Annotated in this window: 22 protein-coding genes; 11 read left to right on the forward strand and 11 right to left on the reverse strand. The window is 68.3% G+C overall.

What is annotated here, in order from left to right:
* Positions 1 to 11 precede the first annotated feature (11 nt).
* Together AC04ME_RS05095 and AC04ME_RS05100 are read left to right on the forward strand one after the other, a co-directional pair.
* The gene (locus AC04ME_RS05095; protein WP_079112312.1) at positions 12 to 809 is read left to right on the forward strand and encodes an amino acid ABC transporter permease; all 798 of its coding nucleotides are present in this window, start codon (positions 12 to 14) and stop codon (positions 807 to 809) included.
* The gene (locus tag AC04ME_RS05100) at positions 806 to 1,561 is read left to right on the forward strand and encodes an amino acid ABC transporter ATP-binding protein (RefSeq protein ID WP_042538994.1); all 756 of its coding nucleotides are present in this window, start codon (positions 806 to 808) and stop codon (positions 1,559 to 1,561) included. The genes AC04ME_RS05095 and AC04ME_RS05100 overlap by 4 nt, the downstream gene beginning before the upstream one ends.
* Before the next feature lie 83 nt (positions 1,562 to 1,644).
* Here AC04ME_RS05100 and AC04ME_RS05105 read toward each other — a convergent pair whose 3' ends face one another.
* The 5 genes from AC04ME_RS05105 to AC04ME_RS05125 form a co-directional block, all read right to left on the reverse strand.
* On the reverse strand, positions 1,645 to 1,824 hold the full coding sequence (locus AC04ME_RS05105) for a YegP family protein (RefSeq protein WP_475433851.1): 180 nt from the start codon (positions 1,822 to 1,824) through the stop codon (positions 1,645 to 1,647).
* A gap of 87 nt (positions 1,825 to 1,911) precedes the next feature.
* Positions 1,912 to 2,991, reverse strand: coding sequence for an ABC transporter ATP-binding protein (locus AC04ME_RS05110; RefSeq protein ID WP_475433853.1), 1,080 nt, complete (start codon positions 2,989 to 2,991; stop codon positions 1,912 to 1,914).
* Positions 2,988 to 3,782: an ABC transporter permease gene (locus tag AC04ME_RS05115; RefSeq protein ID WP_042539000.1), complete on the reverse strand. Its 795-nt coding sequence runs from the start codon at positions 3,780 to 3,782 to the stop codon at positions 2,988 to 2,990. Before AC04ME_RS05115 ends, AC04ME_RS05110 begins: the two co-directional genes overlap by 4 nt.
* Positions 3,779 to 4,726: an ABC transporter permease gene (locus AC04ME_RS05120; protein ID WP_311879753.1), complete on the reverse strand. Its 948-nt coding sequence runs from the start codon at positions 4,724 to 4,726 to the stop codon at positions 3,779 to 3,781. Before AC04ME_RS05120 ends, AC04ME_RS05115 begins: the two co-directional genes overlap by 4 nt.
* A complete protein-coding gene (locus AC04ME_RS05125) occupies positions 4,723 to 5,862 on the reverse strand; it encodes an ABC transporter substrate-binding protein (RefSeq protein WP_079112313.1) in 1,140 nt (379 codons plus the stop codon). The genes AC04ME_RS05120 and AC04ME_RS05125 overlap by 4 nt, the downstream gene beginning before the upstream one ends.
* Positions 5,863 to 6,031: 169 nt before the next feature.
* Here AC04ME_RS05125 and AC04ME_RS05130 point away from each other — a divergent pair, with 169 nt between their 5' ends.
* Positions 6,032 to 6,862, forward strand: a complete 831-nt coding sequence (locus AC04ME_RS05130) for a sulfite exporter TauE/SafE family protein (protein WP_042539007.1) — start codon at positions 6,032 to 6,034, stop codon at positions 6,860 to 6,862.
* A gap of 232 nt (positions 6,863 to 7,094) precedes the next feature.
* Here AC04ME_RS05130 and aspS read toward each other — a convergent pair whose 3' ends face one another.
* Complete coding sequence (gene aspS / locus AC04ME_RS05135) at positions 7,095 to 8,876, reverse strand: aspartate--tRNA ligase (RefSeq protein ID WP_475433856.1); 1,782 nt, start codon at positions 8,874 to 8,876, stop codon at positions 7,095 to 7,097.
* A gap of 129 nt (positions 8,877 to 9,005) precedes the next feature.
* Here aspS and AC04ME_RS05140 point away from each other — a divergent pair, with 129 nt between their 5' ends.
* Positions 9,006 to 9,380 carry a DUF5684 domain-containing protein gene (locus tag AC04ME_RS05140; RefSeq protein ID WP_042539011.1) on the forward strand — a complete coding sequence of 125 codons (375 nt, stop codon included), beginning with the start codon at positions 9,006 to 9,008 and terminating at the stop codon, positions 9,378 to 9,380.
* Between the two features lies 1 nt (position 9,381).
* On the forward strand, positions 9,382 to 10,011 hold the full coding sequence (locus tag AC04ME_RS05145; RefSeq protein WP_042539013.1) for a histidine phosphatase family protein: 630 nt from the start codon (positions 9,382 to 9,384) through the stop codon (positions 10,009 to 10,011).
* Between the two features lie 88 nt (positions 10,012 to 10,099).
* Here the strand turns inward: AC04ME_RS05145 and AC04ME_RS05150 are convergent, their stop codons facing one another.
* Positions 10,100 to 11,053 (reverse strand): NAD(P)/FAD-dependent oxidoreductase, encoded by a 954-nt coding sequence (locus tag AC04ME_RS05150; RefSeq protein ID WP_475433858.1) that lies wholly within the window; start codon positions 11,051 to 11,053, stop codon positions 10,100 to 10,102.
* A 6-nt stretch (positions 11,054 to 11,059) separates the two neighbouring features.
* Between AC04ME_RS05150 and AC04ME_RS05155 the strand changes: the two genes are divergently transcribed.
* The 5 genes from AC04ME_RS05155 to ccsB all read left to right on the forward strand — a co-directional run bounded on the left by AC04ME_RS05155 (position 11,060) and on the right by ccsB (position 15,770).
* A complete protein-coding gene (locus AC04ME_RS05155; protein WP_079112316.1) occupies positions 11,060 to 11,464 on the forward strand; it encodes a MerR family transcriptional regulator in 405 nt (134 codons plus the stop codon).
* Between the two features lie 64 nt (positions 11,465 to 11,528).
* On the forward strand, positions 11,529 to 12,182 hold the full coding sequence (locus AC04ME_RS05160; RefSeq protein WP_079112317.1) for a TlpA family protein disulfide reductase: 654 nt from the start codon (positions 11,529 to 11,531) through the stop codon (positions 12,180 to 12,182).
* A gap of 16 nt (positions 12,183 to 12,198) precedes the next feature.
* Positions 12,199 to 12,975, forward strand: coding sequence for a cytochrome c biogenesis CcdA family protein (locus AC04ME_RS05165; protein ID WP_079112318.1), 777 nt, complete (start codon positions 12,199 to 12,201; stop codon positions 12,973 to 12,975).
* 28 nt (positions 12,976 to 13,003) lie between these two features.
* Positions 13,004 to 14,788: a cytochrome c biogenesis protein ResB gene (gene resB / locus AC04ME_RS05170; RefSeq protein WP_153302135.1), complete on the forward strand. Its 1,785-nt coding sequence runs from the start codon at positions 13,004 to 13,006 to the stop codon at positions 14,786 to 14,788.
* 4 nt (positions 14,789 to 14,792) lie between these two features.
* Positions 14,793 to 15,770 carry a c-type cytochrome biogenesis protein CcsB gene (gene ccsB, locus AC04ME_RS05175; RefSeq protein WP_475433862.1) on the forward strand — a complete coding sequence of 326 codons (978 nt, stop codon included), beginning with the start codon at positions 14,793 to 14,795 and terminating at the stop codon, positions 15,768 to 15,770.
* Positions 15,771 to 15,785: 15 nt separating this feature from the next.
* Here the strand turns inward: ccsB and AC04ME_RS05180 are convergent, their stop codons facing one another.
* The 3 genes from AC04ME_RS05180 to AC04ME_RS05190 all read right to left on the reverse strand — a co-directional run bounded on the left by AC04ME_RS05180 (position 15,786) and on the right by AC04ME_RS05190 (position 21,308).
* Complete coding sequence (locus tag AC04ME_RS05180) at positions 15,786 to 16,382, reverse strand: 2'-5' RNA ligase family protein (protein ID WP_228385655.1); 597 nt, start codon at positions 16,380 to 16,382, stop codon at positions 15,786 to 15,788.
* Between the two features lie 163 nt (positions 16,383 to 16,545).
* Positions 16,546 to 18,510 (reverse strand): YhgE/Pip domain-containing protein, encoded by a 1,965-nt coding sequence (locus AC04ME_RS05185; protein ID WP_475433864.1) that lies wholly within the window; start codon positions 18,508 to 18,510, stop codon positions 16,546 to 16,548.
* The gene (locus AC04ME_RS05190; RefSeq protein ID WP_475123466.1) at positions 18,507 to 21,308 is read right to left on the reverse strand and encodes an MMPL family transporter; all 2,802 of its coding nucleotides are present in this window, start codon (positions 21,306 to 21,308) and stop codon (positions 18,507 to 18,509) included. Before AC04ME_RS05190 ends, AC04ME_RS05185 begins: the two co-directional genes overlap by 4 nt.
* A gap of 121 nt (positions 21,309 to 21,429) precedes the next feature.
* Here AC04ME_RS05190 and AC04ME_RS05195 point away from each other — a divergent pair, with 121 nt between their 5' ends.
* On the forward strand, positions 21,430 to 22,053 hold the full coding sequence (locus AC04ME_RS05195; protein ID WP_042539029.1) for a TetR/AcrR family transcriptional regulator: 624 nt from the start codon (positions 21,430 to 21,432) through the stop codon (positions 22,051 to 22,053).
* Between the two features lie 9 nt (positions 22,054 to 22,062).
* Here the strand turns inward: AC04ME_RS05195 and AC04ME_RS05200 are convergent, their stop codons facing one another.
* Positions 22,063 to 23,040 (reverse strand): o-succinylbenzoate synthase, encoded by a 978-nt coding sequence (locus tag AC04ME_RS05200; RefSeq protein ID WP_079112323.1) that lies wholly within the window; start codon positions 23,038 to 23,040, stop codon positions 22,063 to 22,065.
* Positions 23,041 to 23,063 lie beyond the last annotated feature (23 nt).

Below are 23,063 nucleotides of genomic sequence, written 5' to 3' on the forward strand. Positions count from 1 at the left end.
AGACCTTGACAATGGCGTTGAGGCGCACCACGAAGAGCAAGCTCTACCGGTACACCGTCTATGCGGTGCTGATCGCGGTCGCCGTCTGGCTGATCGTCAGCACCGACTGGGCGCGGATCGCGCAGCTCTACTTCAATCCGGAGATCGCGGCGAAGATGCTCCCGGGCATCATCACGACGGCGCTCGTGAACACGCTGTGGTTCACGGCCGTAGCGTTCGCCGGTGGCCTGCTGCTCGGCGTCGTGCTGGCGCTGCTGAAGCTGTCGAGCATCGGGCCCTTCCGATGGATCGCGACGGCGTGGATCGAGCTGTTCCGCGGGCTTCCCGCGATCCTCACGATCTTCGCCATCGCCTTCATCCTGCCGATCGGACTCGGCGTGCCGGGAACGAAGCTGGGTGGACCGGTGGTGCTCGGGTTGATCGGTCTGATCCTCGTGGCGTCCGCCTACATGGCCGAGACCATCCGGGCGGGTATCCAGGCGGTGCCGAAGGGGCAGACCGAGGCCGCCCGCTCGCTCGGCATGTCGCCCATGAAGACGACGTTCTGGATCGTGGTGCCGCAGGGGTTCCGCATCATCATCCCGCCGCTGACCAACGAGTTCGTGCTGCTGCTGAAGGACACCTCGCTGCTCTTCGTCGCCGGCTCCTTCATCTGGTCGAAGGAACTCACGAACTTCGCGCGTGACGCGAGCACGCAGAACGCCAACGGAACGCCGTTGATCATGGCGGCGGCGCTCTACCTGATCGTGACGATCCCCCTCACGCGCTTCAGCGCGTACCTGGAACGAAGGATGTCGAGGCAGCGATGATCACCGATCTGATTGACGTCCACGCGCCGGCGATCGACCTGCAGGGGCTCGTGAAGAGCTTCGGCGACAACGAGGTGCTCAAGGGCATCGACCTCACCGTCACCGCTGGCGAGGTCGTCTGCATCATCGGCCCGTCGGGTTCCGGAAAGTCGACGCTGCTGCGCTCGGTGAACCTGCTCGAGGAGCCGACCGGGGGCAAGGTGCTCATCGAGGGCATCGACATCACCGACCCCGACGTCGACATCGACCGCGTGCGCACGCGCATCGGCATGGTGTTCCAGAGCTTCAACCTCTTCCCCCACCTCGACGTGATGGGCAACCTCATGATCGCGCAGCAGCGCGTGAAGAAGCGGTCGAAGGCCGAGGCTGAGCGGGTCGCGAAGGAGATGCTCGGACGCGTCGGCCTCTCCGAGAAGGCTGACGCCTTTCCCGGACACCTCTCGGGCGGTCAGCAGCAGCGCGTCGCCATCGCGCGCGCGCTGTGCATGAACCCCGACATGATGCTGTTCGACGAGCCGACGTCGGCGCTCGACCCGGAGCTCGTCGGCGAGGTGCTGCAGGTGATGCGCTCACTCGCGGATGAGGGAATGACGATGCTCGTCGTCACGCACGAGATGGGCTTCGCCCGCGAGGTCGGGTCGCGACTGATCTTCATGGACGGCGGACACATCGTCGAAGAGGGCGACCCGCGCGAGGTGCTCGCCAACCCGCAGCATCCGCGCACGCAGGACTTCCTGGCCCGCGTGCTCTGATCGTCTGACGCTTCACACACAGAGACCCCCTCCTGAGGAAACAGCAGGAGGGGGTCTCTGTGTGTGACGCGTGAACTCGGAAGTCAGTCGACGTCGACGACTTCTGCGCCCGGGGCGTTGGTCTTCACCGACTCGATCCCTTTCTTGGCGGCGGCCTTCGTGGTGTAGCTTTCGCTGGTCGCGATGACTTCACCGTTTCCGGCTTTGAGGCGGAACCTGTACCCACCTGAGCGGTCGGCGTACAGCTCGAACTTGCCTGCCATGAGGCGTCCTTTCTCTGTCGTGTCGAAGGGGCGGCGCCCCTCGGGATCACGGTATCCCGGAGTACTGGCCCACGGATAGAGCGCGATTCAGCCGCGCGGATGCACGGCCACGGGCTCGGGCGCGACGGCGATCCGCACACGATCTCCGAACGCCGGATGAATGCCGGGGGCGTGCTGCAGACGCACCAGCTCGCCCGATTCGGTGCGGACGAGCGTGCGGCGCATGCTGCCCAGGAACGTGCTCTCCTGCACGAGCGCATCGGTCGCGGCATCCGCCTCGGACGCGAAGTGCACGTTCTCCGGGCGCAGGTAGACGTCGACCGGTCCGTCGGCCGGAGCCCGCAGCGGCAGCTTCTGTCCCCACACCACGACGTGGTCGCCCTCGGCGACGCCCGAGACGACACTCGAGAGACCGACGAAGGCGGCGACACCTGCGGTCGACGGCGTCGTGTACAGCTGCTCGGGGGTGCCGATCTGCTCGATGGTCCCTGCGTTCATCACGGCGATCCGGTCGGAGACCGCCAGCGCCTCCTCCTGGTCGTGCGTCACGAAGACGGTGGTGATGCCGAGCCGCAGCTGGATGCGGCGGATCTCGTCACGCAGCTGCACGCGCACCTTCGCGTCGAGGGCCGACAGCGGCTCGTCGAGCAGCAGCACCTTCGGCTCGGTCACGAGTGCACGGGCCAGCGCCACGCGCTGCTGCTGGCCACCGGAGAGCTGGTGCGGAAAGCGGTCGGCGAAGTCGGCGAGCCCCACCAGGGCCAGGGCGTCGAGAGCACGCTTCGAGGCCTCTGCCTTGCCGAGTCCACGGCGGCGCAACCCGAACGCGGTGTTCTCCGCGACGCGCAGATGCGGGAACAGCGAATAGGACTGGAAGACCATGCCGATGTCGCGCTTGTTCGTCGGGACGCGGGAGACGTCGCTCCCGCCGAGAAGCACCGCGCCGCTGTCGAGACCTTCGAGCCCCGCGAGCACCCGCAGCAGCGTGGTCTTGCCGCAACCCGACGGACCGAGCAGCGAGACGAACTCGCCGGGAGCGATGTCGAGGTCGACTCCGTGCAGCACCGTGTTGCCCGAGTAGCTCTTCACGATGCTCTGCAGCTGCACACGCGTGCCCTCGCCGGCCTCGGCGAGGAGCATGTTGTCGGCGGTCTGGGGGAGGGTCATGAGCGGGCCTTTCCGTTGCCGCGCGCGACGCGGCCGATGAGGAGGAGCAGGAGGAAGACGAACAGCAGCGCCAGCAGGGTGAAGATGGCCGGTGCGTACGGGTCCTGCTTCTGGACGACGACCATCGCCGTCTGGAACACCTGGCGGTTGAGGAGCGACGCGATCGTGAACTCGCCGAGCACGACGGCGATCGAGATGAGCGACGCCGCGAGCAGCCCCTGGCGCAGGTTCGGCGCGAGCACGGTGAGAACGACGGTCGGCCAGCTCGCACCGAGTGATCGGGCGGCCTCGGCGAGGGTGCGCAGGTCGGCGGCGTCGATGGAGGCCTGGATCGAGCGATACGCGAACGGCAGCACGGTGATGCCGTAGGCGAAGGCCAGCGTCCAGGTGCCCGTGCCGAGAGCGCGTCCGATCTGCAGGTAGATCGGCGCGAGCCCGACGACCAGCACGATCGCGGGAATCGAGATCGGCAGCAGCACCGCGAACTCGAACACCGGCTTGAGCTTCGCGAAGCGCAGGTTGACCAGGATCATCGTCGGCGCGAGCAGGAGGAGCACGATCGCGACCGTCACCACGGCCAGGATCAGCGAGTTGCCGAGCCCCATCCAGATCGGCTTGATGGCCGCAGACTTCGCAGGGTCGAACAGCGCGAACCAGCGCTCGAGGCCGAGGGTGCCGTCGGTCTGACGCAGCGTGTAGAGGAACGTGGAGATCAGCGGGATGGCGAAGAAGGCGCCGACGGCGATGCCGATGATCCAGCGGGTCGCGAGAGAGGGGCCGAGACGGTTCATGACTGCCACCTCGCGGCTCGTCGCTGGATGATCGAGTACAGGCCCATGACGACTCCGACGATCACGATCATGCCGAGCGCGAGTGCGCCGGCCAGGTTCTCGCGGCCGAGCACGGTCTCGCTGGTGAGCGCGGCCCGGATCTGAAGCGGGACGATCTGCGCGCCCTGGCTGGCGAGTGCTGCGGCCGTGGCGTAGGAAGAGAAGGCGTTCGCGAACAGCAGCAGAAGGCTCGCGAGAAACGAGGGCGCCAGCACCGGGATGCCGATGCGCAGCCAGAAGCTCGAGCGTGTGCCGCCGAGCGTGAGGTTCGCCTCGGCCCACTGCGGCTTGAGCGCGGCGAGGGCGGGCATGAACGTGATCACCATGAGGGGGATCTGGAAGTAGATGTACGGCAGGATCAGGCCGGGGAGCTCGTAGAGCCAGGTGCCGTTCGCGAAGATGTCGACGCCGAGGTCGTCCTTGAGGAAGAGCGTGACGACGCCCTGGATGCCGATCGTCGCGATGAAGGCGAACGCGAGCATCACACCACCGAACTGGGCCAGCACGCCGGCCGCGGCATCCACGGTCGAGCGCACGGCGCCGTCGGGGTTCATGCCGAGCAGGGCGTAGCAGACGAGGGCTCCGAGGATCGCGCCGACCAGGGCTGTCAGCAGCGAGAGCCCGCCCGAGTTCGCGAACGTCGTGAGGACCACGGGATCGCCGAGGGCCGAGACGTTCGACCAGGTGAACGAGCCGTCCTCCGTGAAGAAGCCCGAGCCGATCGCGAGGATCGTCGGAACGGCGAGGAAGAGCAGCACATAGGCGGTGAAGGGCACGAGACCGAGCCAGGCCGCGGACGGCGCCGAGCGCCGGGCCCCCGAGACGACGGGCCCGGCGCCGGCCGGAGCGAGGGGGACGGGGGCGGATGCCGTGGCATCCGCCCCCGTCGTGGTGGCAGTGGTCACTGGACCGCCGCTGCCCACTTCTCGCCGAGCAGCGTGCCGGCGTTCGTCGACTGCTCCTCGGTCGGGACGACCGTCTCGCTCGGGACCTCAGGAAGAGCCGCGGCCAGGTCGGCGTCGATCGTGCCGGCCTCGGTCATGGCCTCCATACGAGCCGGACGTGCACCGCCCTTGAGCCACAGGTTCTGCACCTCGTCGCTGTAGAGGAACTCCTGCCAGAGGCGTGCGGCTGCCGGGTTCGGGGCATCCTTGTTGATCGCCTGGTTGTAGTAGCCGGCGTAACCGGTGCCGTCGAGCACGACGACCTTCCAGTCCTCGTTGTCGGCGGTGTGCGAGGCGTTCAGGTAGTCCCAGTCGAAGACGACGGGAGTCTCGCCGCTCGCGACGGTCGCCGTGGTGACGTCGACCTTGAGCAGGTTTCCGGCCTTCTGGAGCTCTGAGAAGAAGTCGATACCCGGCTGGAAGTCGTCGAGCGTGCCGTCGGACTGCACCGTGGCGAGGCCCACAGCGGCGAACGCCGCACCGGCCTGCGTCGGGTCGCCGTTGATGGCGACGGCACCCTTGTAGGCGGCGTCCTTCAGGTCGTCGAGCGACTCGGGGGCGTCGAACTTCGACGAGTCGTAGCCGATCGACATGTATCCGCCGTAGTCGCCGACGAAGAGCCCGGTCGGCTCCTTGAGCGCGTCGGGGATCTCGTCCCACGTCTGCACCTGGTACGGCGCGAACGTGTCGGTGTTCTGCAGCGCGACCGTGAGGCCGAGGTCGAACACGTCGGGTGCGGTGTCGAGCCCCTCGTTGGTCTTCGCTGCCTGGATCTCTTCGGCGCTCGACACGTCGGGCGATGCCTCGTTGATCGTGATCTCGGGGTACTTCTCGGCGAAGAGGTCGAGGATCTCGCCGTAGTTGGCCCAGTCGCGCGGAAGGGCGATGACGTTGAGCTGGCCTTCGGCCTTCGCCGCCTCTTCGAGATCCGCGAACGATCCGAAGTCCTCGACAGAGGTCGCGGCTGCGGCGTCGACGTCGTCGCTGCCGGCAGCGGGGGTCTCAGCACCGGTGGCGCAGGCGGTCAGGCCGAGCGCGGCGGTGGTGAACAGGGCGATGCCGGCGCCGATGCGCGCGCGGCGGTGGAAGTTGGTCATCAGGGTCCTCTCGGTGTCCGGCGTTGTGAGCCGGATTCGGGTTGCGAGAGGACACTATGAGCCGAGGGTTGCCGATCATCGCGGTCCCGGTGAACGTGAGGTGTCCGCAGTGTGGCGGGTCGGGCCGCGATGGTGCTCGGGGCGTCACGCCGTCTGACATCCTGGACGGATGGACATCGGCAGTGTGCTCGGGCTCGAGCAGCTCACCTGGGGCACGCTGATCCTCATCGTCATCGCGGCCTTCGCCGCCGGCTGGATCGACGCCGTCGTAGGCGGTGGAGGGCTGCTGCAGCTTCCCGCCCTGCTGTTGATCCCCGGCATCTCACCGATCCAGGCACTCGCCACCAACAAGCTCGCCTCGGTCTTCGGCACGGCCACGAGCAGCGTCACCTACTACCGCCGAGCGAAACCCGACATCCGCACGGCGCTGCCGATGGCGGTGATCGCGCTCGTCGGCTCATTCGGCGGAGCCGCCGTCGCCACGGTGCTGCCGGCCGCGGCATTCAAGCCGATCATCGTGATCGCACTGCTCGTCGTGGCCCTCTTCACGGCGTTCCGCCCGCAGATGGGCGCCGCGACGCGGCTGCGCTTCAGGGGCCACAAGCACCACATCATGGCGGGGCTCGCCGGTCTCGTGATCGGGTTCTATGACGGGCTCATCGGGCCGGGCACCGGGACGTTCCTTGTGATCTCGCTCGTCGCACTGCTGGGGTATGACTTCCTGCAGGCGAGTGCGAAGGCGAAGATCGTGAACCTCGCCACGAACACCGGCGCGCTGCTGCTCTTCATCCCACACGGTGCCGTGCTGTGGCTGCTGGGCGGAATCCTCGCGGTGGCGAATGTCGCCGGCAGTTATCTCGGCTCGCGCATGGCGATCTCACGCGGCACGACCTTCATCCGCGTCGTGTTCCTCGTCGTGGTGGTCGCCCTGATCGCCAAGCTCGGCGTCGACGTGTGGAACGAGAACATCGCTCCCGCGCTCGCGCAGATCGGTCGTTGAGCGAGGCCGGGTCGCGACGCTTCGTCTCAGTCGACTTCGTCGTCTTCGCTCAGCGAACGGGAGATGAGCGGGGCGGCCGCTCGCGCAGATCGGTCGTTGAGCGAGGCCGGCGGAGCCGCCCGAGACGAAACGTGGTGAGGTCGAGTCGCGTCGCATCGTTCCGGCCGAACGACCGGGGTACGCGAAGAGGCCCCCTCCTGCCTGAGCGGGAGAGGGCCTCTGCGTGAGAGGGTCAGGCCTCGTCGTCCTCGGGCTCGAAGTCGACGCCGGCCTCGGCGCGCTGCTCGGCCGTGATGGGCGCCGGAGCCGCCGTCAGCGGGTCGAAGCCGTTGCCCGACTTCGGGAAGGCGATGACGTCGCGGATCGACTCGGTCTTCGCCAGGTGCTGCAGCACGCGGTCCATGCCGAGCGCGATTCCACCGTGCGGCGGTGCGCCGAACTTGAACGCGTCGAGCAGGAATCCGAACTGCTCCTGCGCGACCTCGTCGCTGATGCCCATGACCTCGAACACGCGCTTCTGCACGTCTTCGCGGTGGATGCGGATCGATCCGCCGCCGAGCTCCGAGCCGTTGCACACGATGTCGTAGGCGTAGGCGAGAGCCGAACCGGGGTCGGTGTCGAACGTGTCCTGGAACTCGGGCTTGGGCCCCGTGAACGCGTGGTGCACGGCGGTCCACGCTCCGGCGCCGACGGCGACGTCACCGGATGCCACGGCATCCGCGGCCGGCTCGAACATCGGGGCGTCGACGACCCACGTGAACGCGAACTCGTCGGGATTCAGATAGCCGAGGCGGCGGCCGATCTCGACGCGGGCGGCGCCGAGAAGAGCGCGACTCTCCTTGGTCGATCCGGCGGCGAAGAACACGCAGTCACCGGCAGAGGCGCCGACGAACTCGGCGAGGCCGGCCTGCTCGGCCTCGGACAGGTTCTTGGCTGCGGGGCCGCCCAGCGAGCCGTCCTCGTTGAAGAGGACGTAGGCGAGACCGCGGGCGCCGCGCTGCTTGGCCCAGTCCTGCCACGCGTCGAGCTGCTTGCGCGGCTGGCCCGCGCCACCGGGCATGACGACGGCACCCACGTACTCGGCCTGGAAGACGCGGAACGGGGTGTCCTTGAAGTACTCGGTCGCCTCGACGAGCTCGAGCCCGAAGCGCAGGTCGGGCTTGTCGGAGCCATACTTCGCCATGGCGTCGGCATAGGTCAGGCGCGGCAGCGGGGTCTGGACCTCGACGCCGATGGTCTTCCACATCGCCTGGATGAGCGACTCCATCAGCGTGATGAGGTCTTCCTGGTCGACGAAGCTCATCTCGATGTCGAGCTGCGTGAACTCCGGCTGACGGTCGGCGCGGAAGTCCTCGTCGCGGTAGCAGCGGGCGATCTGGTAGTACTTCTCGACGCCGCCGACCATGAGCAGCTGCTTGAACAGCTGCGGCGACTGCGGCAGGGCATACCAGCTACCGGGGTGCAGACGTGCGGGCACCACGAAGTCGCGGGCGCCCTCGGGCGTCGAGCGCGTGAGGGTCGGGGTCTCGACCTCGGTGAAGTCCTCGCCGTGCAGCACGTCGCGGACGGCCTTGTAGACGTTCGAGCGCAGGCGCAGAGCGGATGCCGCGGCAGGGCGACGCAGGTCGAGATACCGGTACTTGAGGCGGGCCTCTTCGCCGACGGTCTCGGTGTCGGCGACAGCGGTCGACACCTGGAACGGCAGGGGAGCGGACTCGTTCAGCACCTCGACGTCGGTCGCGATGAGCTCGATCTCGCCGGTCGGCAGGTTCGGGTTCGCGTTGCCGTCGGGGCGACGCGAGACCTCGCCGGTGACCTTGAGGACGAACTCGTTGCGCAGCGGGTGCGCCACCTCTTCGTCGCGGATGACGACCTGGGCGATGCCCGATGCGTCCCGAAGATCGATGAACGCGACTCCTCCGTGATCACGACGGCGATCGACCCAACCCGAGAGGGTGACGGTCTGACCGATTTGCTCGGCTCGCAGTGAGCCTGCCGAGTGGGTGCGAAGCACGGAGGATTCCTCCTGATCTGGGAAATGATGAACCCGCCCATTCTACGGGGGCGGTGTCGCCTCCTCCGCCGGTGGCATATCGGTCAGTAGGATCGCCACGACAGCCGCTCGACCAGCGAAAGGGTCATCATGGACTCCAACGGCATCTCGGATCTCTACGCATCGATCTTCTCCGGCACGACGGGCCTGATCGCCCTCGTCTTCTACGTCCTCGTCGTCATCGGCCTGTGGAAGGTGTTCACGAAGGCCGGCTACCCCGGCATCCTCGCGATCATCCCCATCGTGAACGTCGTCTTCCTCGTCAAGATCGCCGGGATGTCCGGCTGGCTCGCGCTGCTCTACCTCATCCCGATCGTCGGTTTCATCTTCGGGATCATCGTCGCGATCAAGCTGGGTGAGCGCTTCGGCAAGGGCGGGCTCTTCTCGTTCTTCCTGCTCTTCGTCTTCCCCTACATCGGGTATCTGATCATCGGCTTCGGCGAGTCCCGCTACCGCGCGGTCTGACGTGGTGGCGTCGCGACTGCACCTCGTCCGTCACGGCGAGGTGCACAATCCCCAGCGCGTGCTCTACGGGCGGCTGCCCGACTATCACCTCAGCAAGGCGGGGAGGGAGATGGCGCGAGCCGCGTCCGATCACATCGCCGGTCTCGATCGCCCGGTCGCAGCTCTCTACTCCTCGCCGCTCGAGCGGGCACAGGAGTCGGCGGAGCCGTTCTCCGAGCGCTTCGGACTCACACCCGAGATCGACATCCGCCTGATCGAGCCGACCAATGTGTTCGAGGGCACGCAGATGCGCCGCTCGCTGATGAACCCGCTCAAGTGGTGGCACCTGCGTCAGCCGTCGCTGCCGAGCTGGGGCGAGCCGTACGCATCGATCGCCGAGAGGATGCTGGGCATGATGGCCGAGGCATGGCGATCCGTCGACGACGGCGACCTCGTGATGGTCTCGCACCAGGCGCCGATCTGGATCACCCACCTCCGCGTCGCGGGCCTGCCGCTGCAGCACGACCCGCGCACTCGGCGCTGCGCGCTGTCGAGCGTCACGTCTTTCGAGCTCGTCGGCGATGTGTGGCGCGAGGTCGCGTACGCCGAACCCGCGGCGACGGGTGGGGCAGTCGATGTCGGGGCGGTCTGAAGTCTGAGCTAGCGGCTCTGGTCGCAGTGATGGTCGCTCCCCGAGTCGGGAAGCGACCATCACTGCGCTGCGGCGAAGATGCTCGCGATCACGGAGCCATCAGCGACTGGATGACCCCGACCGCCGCGAGCTGACCGGCCGCGGCGGCCAGCAGCACCGAGGCCATCGGCCCCGGAAGCGACGCACGGTGTGCGAGGTCGCCCGCGGCGAAGACGCCGGCGAGTGAGGTGCGACCGAAGTCGTCGATCTCGATCGACCCGGACGGCAGCATGTGCAGCCCGAGCTGGTCGGCGAACGGCGCACGGTGGCGGAGCGAGCCCGATGCCACGAAGACGCCGGCCACAGTCCGATCGCCGGAATCGGTGGTGACCCGCACATCGTCGCCGTCCGGCGCTACCGCCGTCACGAGGTCCACGCTCACCCGCGCTCCCAGCCCTTCGAGAGTCTGCACGTCTTCTGCGGAGAACGCCTGATCGACGGGGAAGACCGTGATGTCTCCTGCGATGCGACCCAGAAGCCCGATCAGGTGCTCGGCCCGAGGCGCGGGGCCGAGAATGGCGATGGAGCGCCCCGCATGCTCGTGGCCGTCGCAGAACGGGCAGCTGAAGGCCTTCACTCCCCACAGCTCCCGCAGGCCGGGCACGGATGGCAGATCGTCGGCGACGCCGGTCGCGAGGATGACGCTCTTCGCCTCGGCGGAGACTCCGTCCGCGAGCATCACGGAGAACGCGCCCTCCGCGCCCGAGACCGACTGCGCTCCGACGTCACGGATCTCGACGTCGGCATACTCGGCGAGCTGAGTGCGCGCGGTCGCGCGGAACTCCGCCGGGGGAGTTCCGTCGTTCGCGACGACGTTGTGCATGTGCAGCACCGTGCCGTTGCGGTACTCACCGGAATCCAGCAGCAGCGTCGAGCGGTGCATCCGTCCCAGGGTCAGTGCCGCCTGCAGGCCGGCGGGGCCTGCTCCGATCACGATCGCGTCGTACATGTGGTGTCCTTCCGAGGGGCGGCGGTTGCTTTCGTCCTCAGTCTGTGACTTCATGTCAACATGAAGTCAAGTGTCGAGAGTCCCTGGTCCGTCGGCGAGGTGGCTGCCCGTTTCGCGCTGCCCACGAACGTGCTGAGGCACTGGGAGACGGTCGGGCTGCTGCGACCCGCACGCGACTCCGCCGGGAGGCGCCGATACGGGCAGGACGACGTGGTGCGCATAGCGGTGATCCAGCGCAGCAAGGCGGCCGGAATGACCCTCGACCAGATCGCCGTGCTCCTCGACGACGGAAGCGCCGGTCGGCACGAGGTGCTGCAGCAGCACCTCGACGATCTCGATCGGCGGATGGAGGACATGCGCCGATCACGCGAGATGACCGAGCATGCGATGGGATGCCGTTCGCACGACATCGCCACGTGTCCTCGCTTCCGCGCGAGTGTGGCCGACGTGCTCGCCCGGCTCTGACAGCGGGCTTCCACGGCCGGGGCGTCCGGCCCATGCATAGGAACCCCCGCGTAAACTGGGAATCGTGCCACTCGCCTCGACGGTTCTTCCGATCCGCAGCGGCCGCCCCTCCCGCATCCGGCCTTCTCGCCGTGCGGTCGGTGCCGCGCTCGCCGCGGTACTAGCCATCGGTCTGAGCGCCTGCGCTCCCGATCCCGTGAACGACTCGTTCCTGAGCGGAGACAATCCCGGCTACGTCGCGGCCGACGGGGCGATCGTCGAGATCCCGGTCGCCGAGCGCGGCGAACCCGTCGTCGAATTCGGCGGCGTGACCGAGAACGGCGACGACTTCAGCAGCTCCGAGCTCGCGGGCAAGGTGACGGTCGTGAACTTCTGGTATGCGGGCTGCGCACCGTGTCGGGTCGAGGCAGAAGACCTCGAGAGCGTGTGGCAGGAGCACGGCGGAGACGACGTGGCCTTCCTGGGCATCAACACCCGCGATCAGGCCGACACCGCCAAGGCGTTCTCGGCGGAGTTCGGCGTGACCTACCCGAGCCTCATCGATGTCGACACCGCCGAGGCGAAGCTCGCCTTCGCGTCGTCGGTGCCGATCCAGGCGACGCCGACCACTCTGGTGCTCGACAAGCAGGGCCGGGTCGCCGCCCGCATCATCGGGCCGATCGACGGCACCTCGATCCTCTCGACGCTCGTCAAGGACGCGCTCGCGGAGGACTCATGAGTCTTGCGGAAGCGGCATGAACCCCGGGACGATCATCGACTCAGGAGCGCTGTGGCTCGCGATCCCGGTAGCGATGCTCGCTGGGCTCATCTCCTTCCTCTCACCGTGCGTGCTTCCGCTGGTGCCGGGCTACCTCGGGTTTCTCGGGGGAGCGGTCACCCCTCGACGAGAGCGGTCGGAGAACGGCAGCGGCGTCGCGACGGTCGAAGCTCCCGCTCGCGGACGACTCGTGTTCGGTGTGCTGCTGTTCATCCTGGGCTTCAGTCTCGTGTTCGTCTCGCTGACAGCGCTCGGCGGGCTCGCCAACGTCTTCCTGCTGCAGTGGGGTGAGCTGATCACCCGCATCCTCGGCGGCGTGATCATCCTGATGGGACTCGTGTTCCTCGGTCTCTTCGGCTTCGCCCAGCGCGAGCTGCGCTTCCAGGTCGACTCCAAGGCCGGCCTGATCGGCGCACCGCTGCTGGGAATCGCGCTCGGAATCGGCTGGGCTCCGTGCATGGGGCCGACGCTCGCCGCGATCTTCGCCCTCTCGTTCAACCAGGGCGACCCGGTGCGTGCCGGCATGCTCGGCCTGGCGTACTCGCTCGGCCTGGGCCTGCCGTTCCTGCTGGTCGCTCTCGGGTTCGGGTGGGCCACCAAGACGATCGGGTTCCTCCGTCGCCACATCCGCGTCGTGAACGTCATCGGCGGCGTGCTGCTGATCGTGCTCGGCCTGCTGATGCTGACCGGCCTCTGGACCGACATCATGTCTCGACTGACGGTGGTGATCGGCAGTGTCCCCCTCCCGTTCTGATGAGAACACGACGCATCGGAAGGATGACGTGAGCAGCACAACCGAGAGGTCCAGCGATCCGCTGCGCCCGTCAGACCACGTCGACGGCGAGGAGTCGATCACCCAGCCACGCCTCGGGTTCGTGGGCTGGCTGCGCTGGGGCTGGCGTCAGCTGACCTCGATGCGCACCGCGCTGATCCTGCTGCTCGTCCTCGCGATCGCGGCGATCCCCGGCTCGATCTTCCCCCAGCGGATGGCCGACCCCAATGGCGTCACCCAGTGGGAGCGCGACAATCCCGATCTCTTCCCCGTGCTCGACGGGCTGAAGATGTTCGACGTCTACCTGTCGCCGTGGTTCTCGGCCATCTACCTGCTGCTGTTCGCCTCCCTCGTCGGCTGCGTCATCCCGCGCATCCGTCACCACGCCAAGGCGCTGCAGGCGCGGCCCCCTCGCACGCCCGCACGTCTGAAGCGACTCGCCGACTTCCGTGCCGTCGAGCGCACGTCGCCAGACGCGCCAGCCGACGCTGCGGCGACGATCGACATCGCGACGAAGCAGCTCAAAGCGCTCGGATACCGCGTCGAGCGCTACGACTCGGGCCGCACCGCGTCGGTCTCGGCCGAGCGCGGCTACTGGCGCGAGTCGGGCAACCTGCTCTTCCACCTCGCCCTCGTCGGCGTGCTGATCACCGTGGGGGTCGGGGGAGGGTTCGCCTACACCGGCCAGCGCGTGCTGGTCGAGGGCGAGACGTTCGCGAACACGCTGCTCGACTACGACTCGATGAACCGCGGCCGCTTCGTCGGCGACGGGGCGCTCGCGCCGTACTCGATGCGCCTCGACAGCTTCGACGTCACCTACCAGCCCTTCGGCGAGCCCGGCTCGGGTCAGGCCGGCGACTTCTCGGCCAACGTCACGGTGCAGGAGAACGGCGAGGAGCGCACCGGCTCGGTCAAGGTCAACGAGCCTCTCGGCGTCGCCGACGACAACGTCTTCCTGCTCGGCAACGGCTACGCGCCGACGATCACCGTGCGCGACCCCGACGGGGAGGTCGTGTTCACGAACAGCACGCCCTTCCTGCCCCAGGACAACAACATGACGTCGCTCGGCGTCATCAAGATCCCCGACGGTCTCAGCGAGCAGGTCGGCCTCGTCGGCTTCTTCTACCCGACCACGGGTGTGCTCGACACGGGCGCGTTCTTCTCCGGCTTCGGGGACCTCACCAACCCGACGCTCACCCTCGACGTCTACACCGGCGACCTGGGCATCAACGAGGGCATCCCCCGCTCGGTCTACGTGCTCGACACCACCGGCATGACCAAGGTCACCGGACGGACGACAGACCTCGAATCGATCGAGCTCACGCCCGGACAGACGGCCGACCTGCCGAACGGCATGGGGACCGTGACCTTCGAGGACGAATCGCCGGCGGGGGCCACCGACGCCTCGCAGTCGGTCAAGCGCTTCGCCTCGCTGCAGATCCACCGCGACGCGTCGGGTCCGTGGGTGCTCGGCTTCGCACTTCTCGCGCTGGGCGGACTCATGCTCGCCCTGTTCATCCCTCGGCGCCGAGTGTGGGTCAAGGCGACGGGGCAGGACGGCATCGTCTCTCTCGAGTACGCCGGTCTCGCGCGCGGCGAGGATCCGACTCTCGCCACGGCTGTCGACGACCTCGTGGCCGGTCACGCGCGTCTGATGGACGCCGCGGGAGTGACGACTGCGGTCGAGGCGCCGGTCGCGACCGGCGACGAGTCCGACAACGCCGCGACGGCGTCCGAGGCCGTCCGCGACGGTGACCCCGAGCACCCTGCATCCGACACCCCGAAAGTAGACTGACACCATGTTCGATCTCGAAGTGATCTCGCCGATCCTGCTCTGGACGGCGATCGCGGTCTATGCGGCGGCCTTCGTGGCCTTCGCCTTCGACCTCGCCCGCCGGTCGCAGCTGTCGGCCGATGCGGCGAGCGTGCGGGAGTTCGAACTGGTCGGTGCCGGCGCGGGTTCGCGCGGCGCCAAGAGTGCTTCGGCATCCGGCTCGGATGTCGCCCCTCAGCGCTTCGTGATGGCGCGCATCGGCACCTCGCTCACCGTGCTCGCGTTCATCTTCCACCTCGGAGCCACGGTGACGCGTGGTCTCGCGGCCGGGCGAGTGCCGTGGGCCAACCTCTACGAGTTCGCGATGATGGGCACGCTGCTGATCGTCGCGGTGTTCCTCGTGGTGCTGACGCGCATCGATCTGCGCTTCCTCGGCACGTTCATCACCGGTCTCGTCGTCGTGCTGCTGGGTCTCTCGGCCACGAACTTCTACGTCGATGTCTCGCCTCTGATGGACCCGCTCAAGAGCGTGTGGCTGGTGATTCACGTCTTCGTGGCCTCCCTCGGCACCGCGTTCTTCGCCCTGGCCTTCGCTCTGTCGGTGATCCAGCTGATGCAGTCCCGCCGGGAGCGTCTCATCTCCGAGGGCGCCGAGAAGACCGGCCCCGGGTTCCTGCGCACCTTCCCCGGGTCGGAGCGCCTCGAGAGCATGGCCTACCGCTTCACGATCATCGGCTTCATCCTCTGGACGTTCACGCTCATCGCCGGTTCGATCTGGGCCTACTACGCCTGGAGCCGCTTCTGGGGCTTCGACGTCAAGGAGACGTGGACCTTCGTGATCTGGGTGCTCTATGCGGGGTACATCCACGCGCGCGCGACGCGCGGCTGGCGTGGCAACCCCTCGGCCTGGCTGGCGATCGTCGGCTTCTCGGCCGTGCTCTTCAACTTCACGATCGTCAACGTGTTCTTCAAGGGTCTGCACGCCTACTCGGGCCTCAGCTGAGCGCCCGAGCGGTTCTCATCTGAACGAACGCAGTCCGAACGGGATGACTTCGGAGTGTTCGGCGCCGTCTTCGTACCAGACGAGCTCGGCCTCGCTGATGGTCTCGGCGGGGCGTGAGCTGAGCGAGCGACGGGACTTGTGCGACAGCTCCGTCCATGCCGCGGGGGCGAGCGTCTTCGCGTAGATCACCGACAGGTGGAACGTCCAGTCCTCCGTGCTGCGCTCGTCGAGTCGACGCAAGTCGGTGCCCTCGAGAGCTTCGCTGAGGTTCGCGTAGGCCGACACGAGCGAGGGGGTTCGTCTCAGGCGAAGGATGACGACCTGCCACGGAGCCGGGAACACGTCGACGGCCTCGGCGACGACCTCGATCGGGCGCTGCGCCACTGCCCATTCGCGGATCAGGGCGAGCAGCTCCTCCCGGCGCTCGGGCTCGTGGAATGCGCGAAGCGTGACGTGCTCGGTGTGCGGGTGCGGAGCATCCATTCGGCCGAGTGCCGACCTCTGCTCGGCCCGGTAGACGTCCGACACCGCTCTCGTCGGGCGCAGCACGAGATACTGCTGCCCCTCGAGTGACTCGAGCTGGGCGGGAGAGGTCATGAACGGGCGACGCATCTTCTGATCGTACGTGCGTCGGGGAGTATGCGAATACCGCCTCTGCCCGGGCGAGCGCGGCTTCGGAGCTGTATGACGATGCGCCGTGCATCGAGTGCCATGCACGGCGCATCGTCGGATGTGATCCGAAGGTGTGCCAGGGCTGCGTGCCCGGAGAGGACGCTCAGGCGGTCGCCATGGCCGCCTTCACTGACGTCGTGCGACGCAGGGCGACCGCGATGGTGGTCACGACGAGCGACAGCACACCCCACACGATGAGGCCGGCGGCTGCGCCTCCGTTCGCGGTGATCAGCCCGGCGAACGCGGGGGAGGTCGGCAGAGACGCACCGAGATCCGCCAGCCAGCCGGGCACCGTCGAGATCAGTCCCGTCGCGATCGCGAGCACCCCGACGAGAGCGCTGATCCAGCGACCGATGCCGCCGAAGACTGCGACGAGCGCCTGGTTGACCGCGGCGAAGACGATTCCCGCCAGCACCGCGATTCCGGCGAACGCCCACCAGGTGGCGGCGTCGTAGCTCGCGACGATCTGCACGATCAGTGAGACCAGCAGGCCCTGCGCGGCGCCGATGGCGGCCGCCGGGGCGAAAGCGCGCAGCGCGAGCCCGGCAGAGGAGCGCCGCGACGTGAGCGTGCGTGCGGTGTGGGCCCGCATCACGAGGAACGAGGCGAGAGCGCCGAACCACAGCACCACGGCCGCGAGCAGCGGGATCGCCGTCGGCCCGAAGATCGTTGCACCGTCGGCTCCCTTCGACGCCACAGGGTCGGCGATCACCGAGGCCAGGGAGGTCGACTCCGAGTCGCTGAACGACGGGAGGGAGTCGGATGCGGTGCGCAGGCCTCCGGCGAGATCGTCCGTTCCGGTGGCGAGGGTGTCGAGGCCGGTCGCGAGGTCGGCGGCTCCGGTCGCGAGCTCGGTCGTCCCGTCGGACAGCTGAACGGCTCCCGTGGACAGTGCACGTGCGCCGGCGGCGGACTCGTCGAGGCCCTGGGACGCCAGCTGGTTCAAGCCGTCCGCGAGAGTCGTCGCGCCGGCGCCGGCCTCACCGAGCTGGGTCGCGAGGGTGGTGAACGCGCCGGGCAGGGTCGCGATCTGCGGTTCGACCGCCGTGAGATATCCCGACGCGGTTCCCGCGGACTTCGCCGCTGCTCCCGCGTTCGCCGCTTCGGTCGCGAGCTGCGCGCACAGCTCTCCCGAGACATCGGGGTCGCATCTCGCAGCCATCGTGCCGAGTGTCTGCGCGAGGGCCGCTGTCTTCGTCGCCGCGTCCGTCGCCGCATCGGTTCCGGTCGTGATCGCCCCCACGAGCGCGGGCATCTGCCCTGCCTGGTTCTGAAGCTCTGCGGCCCCTGCGGTCAGCCCCGTGCCGATCTGGCTCGCTCCCCCCGCAGCCTCGCGGGTCTTCGCAGCGAGCGTGTCGAGCCCTGACGCGAGCGAGGACGCACCGCTTCCGAGCTCGGCGGCACCCGAGGCGAGCTGCGTCGCGCCGTCGGGGATCGCGGCCGCGCCCGTCGCCGCATCCCGTGCGCCGGTGGCGAGCTCGGCCGCGCCGTCGGCGGCTTCTCCGATCTGATCGCCGATCGTGGTGAAGCCGACGAGGATGTTCTCGGTCGTCGCCTCCGACAGCAGCGTGCCCATGCTCGAGGCGGCCGCATCCGCGATCTGACCGGTGATGAGATCGTCGGCCACGAGCCCGTCGTCCGGTGTGGTGACCCGGATGGTGGCCTGCTCGGCATCGCCTCCGCCGTCCGAGATCGCCTGCCCTGCAGAGGTGGCGGCAGCTGAGAACTCCTCGGGGATCGTGATCACGGCCTGATACGACCCGTCGGCGAGCCCGTCGGCCGCGTCATCCTCGTTCGAGATCACCCAGGTGAGGTTGGAGTCGAGCTCGTCCGATCCTTCGACGAGCCCTGATGCGAGCTGCCGACCCAGCGGCGTCAGCTGTCCGTCGATCTCCACAGGCTCGTCGAGGTTGACGATCGCGGCGGTCATCGAGTCGAGGCGCTCGGTCGGGTTCTGGAGTGCCGCGACCAGGATGCCGCCGACGGCTGCGGGCAGCAGCAGGATGCCGAGGATCGTCAGCCACGTGATGGGCTTGCGCGAGCGGGCGCGTTCGATGGGGAGGGTCATGCGTTCACCTCGGTCGATTCGGTGGTGCCGTCGGCGGTGCGGGGCACCGAGGACTCGGGTCGTGTCTGTGCTGAGGGCGCGTCGACGTCGATCACGTCGGCGGGAGAGCGGCCGGCGTCTGCGAGGATCTCGAGGCCGATCTTCGGGTCGAGCGCGGTGAGCAGGATCGCTGTCGTACTGCGAGAGTCGCGCAGTCGCGCCGCCAGCTGATCGCGTTCGGGGCGCGAGAGTCGGTCTGCTCCGTCGATCACCACGAGTGCAGGGCGTCCGCGCAGCGCCTCGGAGAGGTCGGCCGACAGGCGGGCGGCATCGGCGGTCATGACCGCTCCGACATGTGCGCGCACCCACGCCGCTCGACCCGGCAGCAGATGGCCGGCGACCCGGAGGCGTCCGTCATCGGGCGTCGCGCGGCCGGCGATCGTCAGAGCCAGCGCGCGCAGCGCACCGGCGGAGGAGCCCGTGAGCACCGCTGATCCGCCGGGAGCGAGGCGCAGGTGGAGGCGGTCGATGCCGGCATCCGTCACCGAGAGATCGTCGGCGGCCACGACCGAGTCGTCTCCCGGCCAACCGGCAAGGTGGCGCTCGCGTTCGACCGCTTCCCCCTCGATGTCGACGCGGGGGAGGACCTTCTCCAGCCACGCCGGGATCTCCCACGCCCGCTCGCCGAGGATGGCCATGAGAGCGGGGATCAGCGTCATCCGCACCAGGAACGCGTCGATCGCGATGCCGGCTGCGAGGCCCAGCGCGATGGGCTTGAGCGACGAGTCACCCTCGGGGACGAACGCGACGAACACCGCGAACATGATGAGTCCTGCCGCGGTGACGACCTTCGCAGACCCCGTGAACCCGCTGCGCACGGCGCGCAGCGCGGCGGCGCGACGGACGGCTCGGTCAGGACTCTTCGCGTCGGGGTCGTGCACGAAGTCCTCGCGCATGCGCGACACCAGGAAGACCTGATAGTCCATGGCGAGTCCGAACAGCACGCCCATCAGGATGATCGGCATGAAGCTGATGATCGGGCCCACCTTCGCGACGTGCAGGGCGTCGGCGAACCAGCCCCATTCGAACACCGCGCCGACGATGCCGAACGCGGCCACGATCGACAGCAGGTATCCGGCTGCGGCGGTGATCGGCACCCAGAGCGAGCGGAACACGATCGTGAGCAGGATCAGCGAGAGGCCGATCACGAAGATGCCGAAGGGCAGCAGCGCGTTGCCGAGCTGGTCGGAGATGTCGATGCCGACCGCGGTGAATCCGGTCACCTTGAGGTCGATGCCGAACTCGTCGAGCCACTCGTCGTGGTGCGACCGCAGCTCGCGCACGAGGTCGGCCGTGGCAGGGTCGTCGGGCGCCGTCTCGGGGATGATCTGCACGATGCCGGTGTCGGCCGTCTCGTTCGGCGTCGAGAGGGCGACCTCCTTGACGCCGTCGATCTTCGCGACCTCGTCGCCGAGATCCTCCATCAGCGTGAGCGGATCCGTCGATGTGACGATCGTGCCCGTGAGGATCATCGGCCCGTTGAAGCCGGGGCCGAACTCCTCGGCCACGAGGTCGTAGCTCTGCCGCGCCTCGGAGTCCTTCGGCAGCACGCCGGCGTTGGGCAGTGCGAGGTTCAGGCTCAGGGCCGGCACCGCGATGATGCCGAGGCCGATCACGACCGCGAGTGAGACGAGTATCGGGCGTGTGGTGACGCCGGTCACCCAGCGCTCGCTGAATCGCACCCGCGGAACCGGAGCGGGCTTGCCCTTCTTCGCCTTCGGAGCCTTGCGCGGCCGACCCGCCACCCTGCCCTTCATGAAGCCCAGCAGCGCAGGGGTGAGCGTCACCGCGATCGCGACGGCGACCGCGACGGCGGCGGACGCCGCGATGCCCATGGTCGTCAGGAACGGGATGCCGGCGAAGCCGAGTCCGATCAGGGCGATCAGCACGGTCACGCCCGCGAACACCACGGCGGAGCCGGCCGTGCCGACGGCGCGGGCGGTGGATTCCTCGGGGTCGACCCCCTCGCGCACCTGATCCTGGTGCCTGGCCATGATGAACAGCGCGTAGTCGATGCCGACCGCGAGCCCGAGCATGAGGGCGAGGAGAGGAGTGGTCGACGAGACCGTGGCGAATGCGGTCGCCGCGAAGATGCCGGCCATCGAGATGCCCACGCCGAGCACAGCCGTGAGCAGCGGGAGCCCTGCGACGACGAACGAACGGAAGGTCACGATCAGCACGAGCAACGCGATGAGCAGTCCCACGGCCTCGGTCAGTGTGACACCGGGGATGGAGGTGGCGAACAGTTCGCCACCGAGAGAGGTCTGCGATCCGTCCGGAAGCTCGTCGGCGAGCTCGGCCACGACGGCTCGCAGGTCGTCCTGTGTCTCGTCCGATACATCGCTCGCCTGGCCGTCGAACTGCAGGCGGATGATGCCGGCGGTCTCGTCGTCGTTGACCATGCCGCTGACCATCTCGTCGAACGGGGAGGTGGCCGAGAGCACGGAATCGTCGAGATCGGCGAGCTGGTCGACGGCATTGTCGATGTCGTTCCGATACGTGTCATCCGTGATCGAGTCGCCGTCCGCGGCGACCACGATGATCTGCGCGCTGGTTCCGCTGACTGCGGGGAAAGAGCGGTTGAGCTGCTCGAGACCCGCCTGCGACTCGGTTCCGGGAATCGAGAAGGAGTTGTCCGTGCCGGCCCCGAGAACGAGGGCGCCGGCGCCGGCGATGCCGAGTGCGAGGAGCCAGGAGACGAGGACGCGCCACGGGTGCCGGTAAGACCAGCGGCCGAGCGAGGACAGGAGTGTGGACACGAGGCTCCTCAGGGAATGCGGGCCGGATACACAGGTGTATCCAATACATAGATGTATCGTAAGGTGATCCGAGCCCCGGAGTCTGTGTGCGGGGTGTGAGAATGAGAGGCAGGAGGATTCGATGACGACACCCGCCACGCGAAGCCGAGAGAACACGCGCGCCAGGCTTCTGGATGCCGCCGCGCAGGTCTTCGCCGAGGTCGGACTCGACGGCGCCTCCGTCGAAGCGGTCTGCGATCGCGCCGGTTTCACGCGTGGAGCGTTCTACTCGAACTTCGAGTCGAAGGACGAGCTGTTCCTGATGCTCGCCGGCAGCGTCGGCGAGCAGCGCGTCAACGGGGTGCGTGCCCGCGTCGAGGAGATCGCTGCTGAGGGCGGCCTCTCAGAGGGGTGCGACCCGGTCGAGCTCGTCCAGCGCATCATGGATGCGGGAGGCGACGACCGGCTCGGTGTGATGCTGATGAGTGAGATCCGCATCCGCGCGCTGCGCGATCATCAGTTCGGCTCGGCCTACCTCGTGCAGGAGCGCGAGATGGTCTCGAGCATCGCGGTGATCATCACGGACATCGTCTCGGTGAGCTCACTCGAGCTGAAGGTTCCGGCCGAGGAGGCCGCGCGCATGCTGATGATCCTCTGGGAGGGCATGACCGTTCGCGGTGCGATGGCGGGCCAGGACTCCGATCAGCTGCGGCACTCTGGCAGCGAGGAGCTGGGCAGGCTCGTGCAGCTGCTGCTCGCGGAGTGACGTCGCTGCTCAGCGCGCGGCGAGCACCTCGTAGCAGCGGCTGAGGCGATCGAGCCACCAGTCGCGACGATCGTCGTCTGCGGCGAGTCGAGCAACTGCCGCGGCGTCCGGCGTCACGCGTCCAGCGGGGATCGAGCCGTCGACCGGGCGCAGGTCGGCGACGTCGTCGAGGAACAGGGATGCGGTGCCGAGCCCGCAGTCGTAGTCGAGCGTCGGCAGCGCGGCGGCGAGCGCCGCACCCTGCGAGAGTCCGATCGCGGTGTCGAGTGCACTCGAGACGACCACGGGGAGGCCGGCGGCGGTGACGATCTGCAGCGCGTGAGTGATGCCTCCGAGGGGTTGCGCCTTGATCACGAGCAGGTCGGCGGCCTTCTCCCGAGCGACCGCGAGCGGGTCGGACGACTTGCGGATGCTCTCGTCTGCCGCGACCGGGATGCCCATGTACTTCACGCGGGTGCGCAGCTCGGCGAGTTCGGGCACCGTGGCACAGGGCTGCTCGACGTACTCGAGGTCGAACTCGTTGAGCGCGTGCACCGCATGCTCGGCCTCGTCGACGTTCCAGGCTCCGTTGGCATCCACACGGATGCGTCCCTCCGGCCCCATCGCCTCGCGCACGGCTCGCACGCGAGCGACGTCGTCCGCCAGTGTCTGGCCGGGCTCTGCGACCTTGACCTTCGCCGTGCGGCACCCGGCGAACCTGGCCAGCACGTCGGCGACCCGTGACGCCTCGATGGCGGGGATCGTGGCGTTCACGCCGATGCGCTCGCGCAGGGGTGCCGGTTGCGGCCGCCACGCGAAGTCGATCGCGGCCGCGAGCCAGGTCGCCGCTTCGGCATCGTCGTACTCGAGGAACGGAGAGAACTCGGCCCATCCCTCCGGGCCCTCGAACAGCAGCGCCTCGCGAGTGTCGACCCCGCGGAAGCGGGTGTGCATCGGAAGAGAGACGACCCTGGCCGAGCCGAGCAGATCTGCGAGCGGTGGGAGCATGTGCTCATTCTGCTCTGTCGGAG

Source organism: Microbacterium sp. LjRoot205 (genome assembly GCF_056175745.1).

Excerpts from the sequence above, each read along its gene's own strand:
- AC04ME_RS05095 (WP_079112312.1), top strand. The coding sequence starts at position 12 with ATGGCGTTGAGGCGCACCACGAAGAGCAAGCTCTACCGGTACACCGTC.
- AC04ME_RS05100 (WP_042538994.1), top strand. The coding sequence starts at position 806 with ATGATCACCGATCTGATTGACGTCCACGCGCCGGCGATCGACCTGCAG.
- AC04ME_RS05105 (WP_475433851.1), bottom strand. The coding sequence starts at position 1,824 with ATGGCAGGCAAGTTCGAGCTGTACGCCGACCGCTCAGGTGGGTACAGG.
- AC04ME_RS05110 (WP_475433853.1), bottom strand. The coding sequence starts at position 2,991 with ATGACCCTCCCCCAGACCGCCGACAACATGCTCCTCGCCGAGGCCGGC.
- AC04ME_RS05115 (WP_042539000.1), bottom strand. The coding sequence starts at position 3,782 with ATGAACCGTCTCGGCCCCTCTCTCGCGACCCGCTGGATCATCGGCATC.
- AC04ME_RS05125 (WP_079112313.1), bottom strand. The coding sequence starts at position 5,862 with ATGACCAACTTCCACCGCCGCGCGCGCATCGGCGCCGGCATCGCCCTG.
- AC04ME_RS05130 (WP_042539007.1), top strand. The coding sequence starts at position 6,032 with ATGGACATCGGCAGTGTGCTCGGGCTCGAGCAGCTCACCTGGGGCACG.
- AC04ME_RS05140 (WP_042539011.1), top strand. The coding sequence starts at position 9,006 with ATGGACTCCAACGGCATCTCGGATCTCTACGCATCGATCTTCTCCGGC.
- AC04ME_RS05150 (WP_475433858.1), bottom strand. The coding sequence starts at position 11,053 with ATGAAGTCACAGACTGAGGACGAAAGCAACCGCCGCCCCTCGGAAGGA.
- AC04ME_RS05155 (WP_079112316.1), top strand. The coding sequence starts at position 11,060 with ATGAAGTCAAGTGTCGAGAGTCCCTGGTCCGTCGGCGAGGTGGCTGCC.
- AC04ME_RS05165 (WP_079112318.1), top strand. The coding sequence starts at position 12,199 with ATGAACCCCGGGACGATCATCGACTCAGGAGCGCTGTGGCTCGCGATC.
- ccsB (WP_475433862.1), top strand. The coding sequence starts at position 14,793 with ATGTTCGATCTCGAAGTGATCTCGCCGATCCTGCTCTGGACGGCGATC.
- AC04ME_RS05180 (WP_228385655.1), bottom strand. The coding sequence starts at position 16,382 with ATGCGTCGCCCGTTCATGACCTCTCCCGCCCAGCTCGAGTCACTCGAG.
- AC04ME_RS05185 (WP_475433864.1), bottom strand. The coding sequence starts at position 18,510 with ATGACCCTCCCCATCGAACGCGCCCGCTCGCGCAAGCCCATCACGTGG.
- AC04ME_RS05195 (WP_042539029.1), top strand. The coding sequence starts at position 21,430 with ATGACGACACCCGCCACGCGAAGCCGAGAGAACACGCGCGCCAGGCTT.
- AC04ME_RS05200 (WP_079112323.1), bottom strand. The coding sequence starts at position 23,040 with ATGCTCCCACCGCTCGCAGATCTGCTCGGCTCGGCCAGGGTCGTCTCT.